This is a genomic window from Streptomyces sp. NPDC088350 (genome assembly GCF_044753545.1).
Classification (GTDB): Bacteria; Actinomycetota; Actinomycetes; order Streptomycetales; family Streptomycetaceae; genus Streptomyces.
This window is the reverse complement of the sequence record NZ_JBIVNL010000014.1, coordinates 236,724-242,723: the sequence shown is the minus strand read 5'-3', so window position 1 is coordinate 242,723 and position 6,000 is coordinate 236,724. Positions and strand designations below refer to the sequence as shown.

At 70.8% G+C, this 6,000-nt stretch carries 7 protein-coding genes; 4 read left to right on the top strand and 3 right to left on the bottom strand.

Annotation, left to right across the window (positions count from 1 at the left end; genetic code table 11):
* The first annotated feature begins 872 nt into the window (after nt 1–872).
* From ACIQBL_RS40200 to ACIQBL_RS40190, 3 genes are all read left to right on the top strand, one after another.
* The gene (locus tag ACIQBL_RS40200; RefSeq protein ID WP_401951644.1) at nt 873–1,361 is read left to right on the top strand and encodes a sigma-70 family RNA polymerase sigma factor; all 489 of its coding nucleotides are present in this window, start codon (nt 873–875) and stop codon (nt 1,359–1,361) included.
* On the top strand, nt 1,358–2,026 hold the full coding sequence (locus tag ACIQBL_RS40195; protein ID WP_401951642.1) for a hypothetical protein: 669 nt from the start codon (nt 1,358–1,360) through the stop codon (nt 2,024–2,026). Before ACIQBL_RS40200 ends, ACIQBL_RS40195 begins: the two co-directional genes overlap by 4 nt.
* A 115-nt stretch (nt 2,027–2,141) precedes the next feature.
* A complete protein-coding gene (locus tag ACIQBL_RS40190) occupies nt 2,142–2,333 on the top strand; it encodes a DUF397 domain-containing protein (protein ID WP_401951639.1) in 192 nt (63 codons plus the stop codon).
* Here the strand turns inward: ACIQBL_RS40190 and ACIQBL_RS40185 are convergent.
* Both ACIQBL_RS40185 and ACIQBL_RS40180 read right to left on the bottom strand, forming a co-directional pair.
* Nucleotides 2,314–2,910, bottom strand: a complete 597-nt coding sequence (locus ACIQBL_RS40185; RefSeq protein WP_401951637.1) for a Uma2 family endonuclease — start codon at nt 2,908–2,910, stop codon at nt 2,314–2,316. The two genes, ACIQBL_RS40190 and ACIQBL_RS40185, sit on opposite strands and share 20 nt — an antisense overlap.
* A 36-nt stretch (nt 2,911–2,946) precedes the next feature.
* Nucleotides 2,947–3,933, bottom strand: a complete 987-nt coding sequence (locus ACIQBL_RS40180; RefSeq protein WP_401951635.1) for a zinc-binding alcohol dehydrogenase family protein — start codon at nt 3,931–3,933, stop codon at nt 2,947–2,949.
* A 104-nt stretch (nt 3,934–4,037) separates the two neighbouring features.
* Here ACIQBL_RS40180 and ACIQBL_RS40175 point away from each other — a divergent pair, with 104 nt between their 5' ends.
* On the top strand, nt 4,038–4,370 hold the full coding sequence (locus ACIQBL_RS40175; protein WP_401951633.1) for an ArsR/SmtB family transcription factor: 333 nt from the start codon (nt 4,038–4,040) through the stop codon (nt 4,368–4,370).
* 28 nt (nt 4,371–4,398) lie between these two features.
* Here ACIQBL_RS40175 and ACIQBL_RS40170 read toward each other — a convergent pair whose 3' ends face one another.
* Complete coding sequence (locus tag ACIQBL_RS40170; protein WP_401951631.1) at nt 4,399–5,814, bottom strand: purine-cytosine permease family protein; 1,416 nt, start codon at nt 5,812–5,814, stop codon at nt 4,399–4,401.
* Nucleotides 5,815–6,000: the final 186 nt, after the last annotated feature.

The window sequence follows — 6,000 nt, the reverse complement described above, 5'->3', positions numbered from 1 at the left end:
GGACGGGGTGGGGGGTTGCTGGAAGCCGGGTGTCAGACTAACCACTGGCATGGCATGTGAGCGGTTAGAAATGACCCCAGCCTCCAGAGGGTAGGGGGTGGGTGGGGGTGGGGGCGGGCGGCAAAGTGAGCCCCGGGCCGAGTAGGAATGGGCAGATGCGGGCTACCACCCAAACCGCCACCCCGCCACCCCGCCACCCCGCCACCCCACCACCCCGCTACCCGTCACCCGCACCCCGCTCGGTAGGTCCGTTCCCACCGGCGGTTGGCCGCCGAGACGGCCCGGCGTGCAGGCGAGAGGCGGGCGCGCCCCGCCGCACCGGCCCGGCGCATGCACCGCAGCCCGGGATGCCTCCCCGATACGCCCGGGTGGCCTCCCCCGATGCGGGTGTCCCCACCGGTGGTTGGCCGCTGAACCTGCCCGGCGTGCAGGCGAGAGGCGAACGCGCCCCCGCCACCGCGGCCCGGCATGCCACACAGCGTGGGCGGCATCACCCCCTCCGTCAGTCCCCACCGGGGGTTGGCCGCTGAGCCTGCCCGGCGTGCTGGCGAGACGCGGGCGCGCTCCCGCCGCACCGGCCCGCAGCGCAGCCCACCCGACGGGTTACCTGCCTGGCCACCCATCCCTCCGGGCCGCCCGCTCGCTTCTCCACCGGGATTGCGTGAGACGAGTCAAGGGTGGAGCGCAGCGCAATCGGCGCAGCCGACGCGCAGCGCAGCGGAGCGCCCTTTACTCGGCTCGCGCAATCCCGACACTGACAAAGAAGCGGGCGGCCCAACGTTCACGTATTGACACGCGCTCACTCCACCGACCCCCGGCCACCCGCGACACCCCCAAGTAAGCGAATCCCACCCCCGAGGCGTATAGGGAGTGTGAAGGAGCTGGAGTTCGCGGAGTTCTACAGCAGCAGCCGGGACGTGTGCCTCAGGGCCGTGCTCGCCGGTGTGGGGGAGCGGCAGCTCGCCGAGGATCTGGTGGCGGAGGCGTTCACCCGGGCGTGGATGGCCTGGCCGAAAGTCGGGCGGCATCCCGCGCCCCGGGCATGGGTCGTGCGTACGGCGTTCAACACGCGTGTCTCGTGGTGGCGGCGGAGACGGCGCGAGGTGGCCCTCGACGATGCCGGTCAGGACCGGCCCGCACCCGCGGTCGCTGACGTCGGCCTAGACCCCGCGCTGCTCGTCCTGCTGCGCCAACTGCCGCGCCGCCAGCGGGAGGTGATCGCCTTCCGGGTCTTCCTCGACCTCGACACCGAGGCGACGGCAAAGGCACTGGGGATCGCGCCCGGCACCGTCACCGCCCACCTGTCACGGGCCGTCGCGACCCTGCGCGGCCATCTCGTCACCCCGGAGGCCGGACCATGACCGAACACGACACGGACGTAACCGACGTACTCGACGCGCTGCGGACCTCGTTCGCCGACGTCACCCTCGACACCCCCGTCGAGCGGATCGCCGCCGCCGGACGCGCGCGGCGGAGCAGGCGGCGGGTCGTCACCCTGGTGGGCGCGGTGGCCGTGACCGGGCTGGCGCTGGGTGTGTCCACCTACGGCAACCCCTCCACGGCACCCCCGTCGGACGAACTCGCCACCGGCGCGGGCACCGTGCACATCCACACCGCCGCCTACGCCGTCGACAGCCTCAAGAACGGTTCCATCAGGGTGAGTTGGGACAAGCAGGCCTACTTCGACGATCACGCGGGGCTGGAACGGGCGCTGGATGCGGCGGGGTTCCCGGTGCTCATCAAGGTGGGCGAGTTCTGCAGGGGAGTCGATGACCCGGCGACGCTCGACCGGCACGGCTCCGGGCCCGGCGTCGAGAAGGTGCGTACCGCCCACCGGGAGGCTGACGGCCGTGTCGTCTTCGACTTCCATCCCGCCGCCGTGCCCACCGGGAAGCAGTTGTTCATCGGTTACCTGTCGGCAGCCCAGCTGAAGGTCACCGACGGTCGGCCCGGTTCCGTCGAGCGCATCGTCCCTGCGGACACAGGTCAGTTGACCTGCTCCAGCGACCTGCCGAAGTTCGGCTGACCCGAGGAGAGAGGCCAAAGAGGGGCCAAGGAGGGGGGCTCCGCAGCCAGGTCTACGGCTGTGGAGCCAGCACCGCGTAGTCCGCGAAGCTGCGGCGGTAAGGGTTACGAGCACCATGGACACGCGCGAACTCGGCGCGGCGACCTGGACCAAGAGCAGCTACAGCGACAACAACGGCGGCAACTGCGTCGATATCGCCCCCGCTTTCCCCGCCGTCGTGCCGGTGCGTGACAGCAAGCTCTGCGAGGGCCCGGTGCTGATGCTCACCCGTTCCGCTTGGTCGGCGTTCACGGCTGCTCTTCGCTGACGTCGTTCCCCGCCTTGCCGTACCGGCGAAAGGCGGACGTGTCCACCGTCCAGGGGCCGAAGGGCACCGCGTCCCCGAAGATGTAGGGGTCCTTACGGGCGTACCCGGTCCTGCACGGATCGGAGTGGACCTCGATCGTGCCGGTGCGGGGGTCGACGATCAGGTAGTGGGCGATGCCCATGGCGGGATAGTCGGCGAGCTTCTCGACGTAGTCGTTGTTCGGGTTGGACGGCGAGACGATCTCGATCACCGCCAGCGCCTGCGTCGCGTCGACCGCGAGGCCTTCCTCGTCGAGTGCGTCCTCGGGGATGACGACGGCGTCCGGGCGCCGCATGCGGCCGATCGACGGGTGCTCGATCTCCGGCCCGTTCTCGCACATATACCCGGGGTAGGTAGCGGGAAGCTGTGCGTTCAGCTGGTTCCGGATACGGCTGATCGTGCCCTCGTGCCGCTTCGACGGGCACATCATCGCCAGTATCGGGCCCGACGGGCCGATCTCGACGGTCCAGGTACCCTCAAGGCCCTCGGCATATGCCCCGAGCTCCTCCGCGATCGTGCGCATCTTCGCGTAGTCCATGTATCGAGGGTACCGAGGATCCCGCTCCAGGCCCGGTCAGCTGCTTAGTCCACCCACCCTGAGCAGCAACTTCCCCACACTCGTCCGCGCCCCCATCACCCGATGCGCCTCCGCCGCCTCCTCCAACCCGAACTCCCCGGTCACCGGCAACGACACCGCACCGGCGACCACCGTCGCGAACGCCCGCTCGGTCAACGCCCGTAGCGCCGCCGGGTCCGTCTTCGCGAGGGTGAGGATCGAGAAGCCGGAGACGGACAGGGCGCCGGGGTACAGCTCGGGTTGGCCCACCTGCCACGGTGTCGCCGAGCTCGCGTTGCCGAAGGAGACGAGGCGGCCGTAGGTCGCGAGGGAGGCCAGGCCGGCGCGGAGGGTCTCGCCGCCCACCGGGTCCAGGGCCAGGTCGACTCCGCGGCCGGACGTCGCCGCCCGCACCGGCGCCTCGAACTCGCCGACGAACACCTCGTCGTAGCCGTACCCGCGGGCGAACTCCGCCTTCGCCGCGCTCGATACGACCCCGTACACCGCCCCGGCCCCCGCCGCCCGCGCCAACTGCCCCACCACCGTGCCGATTCCGCCCGCCGCGCCCTGGACGAGGATCGTCTCGCCGGGTTGCAGTCGGCCGACCGAGTGGACGAGGGCGTAGGCGGTCGGGAGGACCGTGGGGAGCGTGGCCGCCGTGCGGAGGTCGATGCCCTCGGGGAGCGGGAAGACGGTTGCCGCGTCGGCGACGGCGACGTCCGCGTAGGCGCCGCCCGCCGTGAGGGCGACGACCTCCTGGCCCACGGTCAGGCCGTCGGAGACGCCCGCGCCGATCTCCCGTACGCGTCCCGAGATCTCAAGTCCCGGTACGAACGGGAGACTTGGCACCCGGTACCCCTCGGCCCGCGCCTTCAGGTCGGCGAAGTTCACCCCGGTGTACGCCACGTCGACGCTCACCTGGCCGGGGCCGGGCCGCGGGACCTCCGTTTCGACGACCTTCAGGACCTCGGGACCGCCGTACTGCTGGACCTCGACCGCGCGCATGCCACACACACTCCTCGCTCGGCTGTTCAATGAAAAGCGAACACTCGCGAGTGTATGGTTTTCATCGAACAGTCGGCAAGCGGGAGCGGGAGCAGGAGGCGGGCGTGGCGCAGCGAACCGGCACCAGTGGAAGTCATCGGGCCGCCCCCGAGCACACCCACCCCGACGACGTCCCCGTACAGACCGTCCTCGCCGCCCTCGCCGACCCCGTACGCCTCACCCTCGTACGGGAGTTGGCGGGTTCGGCGGAGTGGTCGCGGTCCTGCGGCAGCTTCGACGTGCCCGTCGGCAAGGCCGCTCTCAGTCATCACTTCGCTGTCCTGCGTGACGCGGGCCTCGTCGAGCAGCGTGACGAAGGACCCAAGCGGGTCAACCGGCTACGGCGTGAGGAGTTCGAGGCCCGCTTCCCCGGACTCCTCGCGCTCGTCCTTCCGTGACGTGATCGTCGAGTAACGCGGGGAGGGATCAGGCCGCCGACGGCTGCGCCCGCTCCTTCGGCCGCAGTACCGAACGCAGCACCACGTACAGCACCGCGCTCAGCACGAAGCCCACGATCGGGGTGCTGTCGCCGAACGACGGCCAGTGCTTCGGGACGTAGCCGACGTAGTCCTCCTGGTTGGAGAAGAGCGGGACCGAGACTCCGATGCCGATCAACAGGGCTGCCAGGCCGGGCCAGTTGGTGAAGGTGGGGTCGGTCAGGCGGGGGGCCAGTTCGGCGTCCGGGGTGCGGGACTGGAACCAGCGCTCCACCAGGACCACGCCCAGCCAGGGCGCCACCCAGTACGCGATGACCAGCAGGAACGCCTCGTACGCCGAGCCCGCGTCGGACAGTGACGCCCACGCCGCCGCCGTACCGGCCACGCCCGACACCACGACCAGGACGCTGCGGTTCAGCCAGGCGGGGAGCTTCAGGCCGAGGGCGGTGAGGGAGATCGCGCCGGAGTAGACGTTCAGGGCGTTCGCCGAGACCGCGCCGAGAATGATCGCGATCAGCACCAAGTCGCCCAGCCAGCCGGGGAGATGGCCCGTGAAGGCTGCGGTGGGAGTCGCGTCCTTCGGGGCGACGAGGGTTGCCGACGCCGCTCCCATCACCGCCACGAACGTCACCGACACGAACAGGCCGACCGCCGGGTAGAGGATCGTCTTGAACTTGTTCGCCGTGCGCGGGAGATAGCGCGAGTAGTCCGTCGCGTACGGGTTCCAGCCCGCCGCGTAGCCCCAGGCCGCGCTGAGCGCGAGCAGGAAGCCGCCGATGCCGCCGCCCGTGCCGCCCCCGCCGAGGTGCGCGTCCTTGAAGGTCCACACGCCGGCCAGCAGGAAGATCACCGCGAGCGCCGGGAAGGCGTACCTCTCGAAGGTGTGCACGAAGTTGTGGCCGATGAAGCCGATCAGGATCTCGGCCACGACCACCAGCAGCAGGGAGGGGAGGGGGCGCAGGCCGGTGAGGGTGTTCAGGGCGAACGCCGCGCTCACGCTGTTCACCGCGAACCAGCCCACGCCCGCCACCAGGCCGTTCGCCGCCGAGGGCAGGATGTTGCCGCGGAAGCCGAAGGAGAAGCGGCCGATCACCATCTGCGGGACGCCGAAGCGCGGGCCGTCCAGCGAGAGGAAGCCCTGCGTGATCGCGCCGAGGCCCGTGCCCAGCACGATCGCGGCGGTCGCCTGCCAGAAGCTCAGGCCGAAGAAGAGGACCGAGATCACGCCGATGTAGACGGTCGCGAACTCGATGTTCGGGGAGGCCCAGGTCCAGAGAAGCTGGAGCGGGCTGCCGTGTCGTTCGGCGTCGGGGATGGGCTCGGCACCCGCCGTCTCGACGGCGATGACCTTGTCACCGTATGCGGGGGCGAGGGTGCCGGTGGAGTCGGCGGGAGCAGTCGTCATGCGAGGTAAGTGTCCGGTTCCTGCCGGTCCGGGCCCAGAGGCGCATTGTCCGCATCGGGAGCCCCGTCGGCGTACAACCTGCACGTATCCCCGGCGACCTGCGGGCATCGACCGCGCCGATGCCCCCATCGGCAGGACACCCCACCAGCCCGTCGACCCGGACCGGCGCCCGGTCGTAGCTTCGTC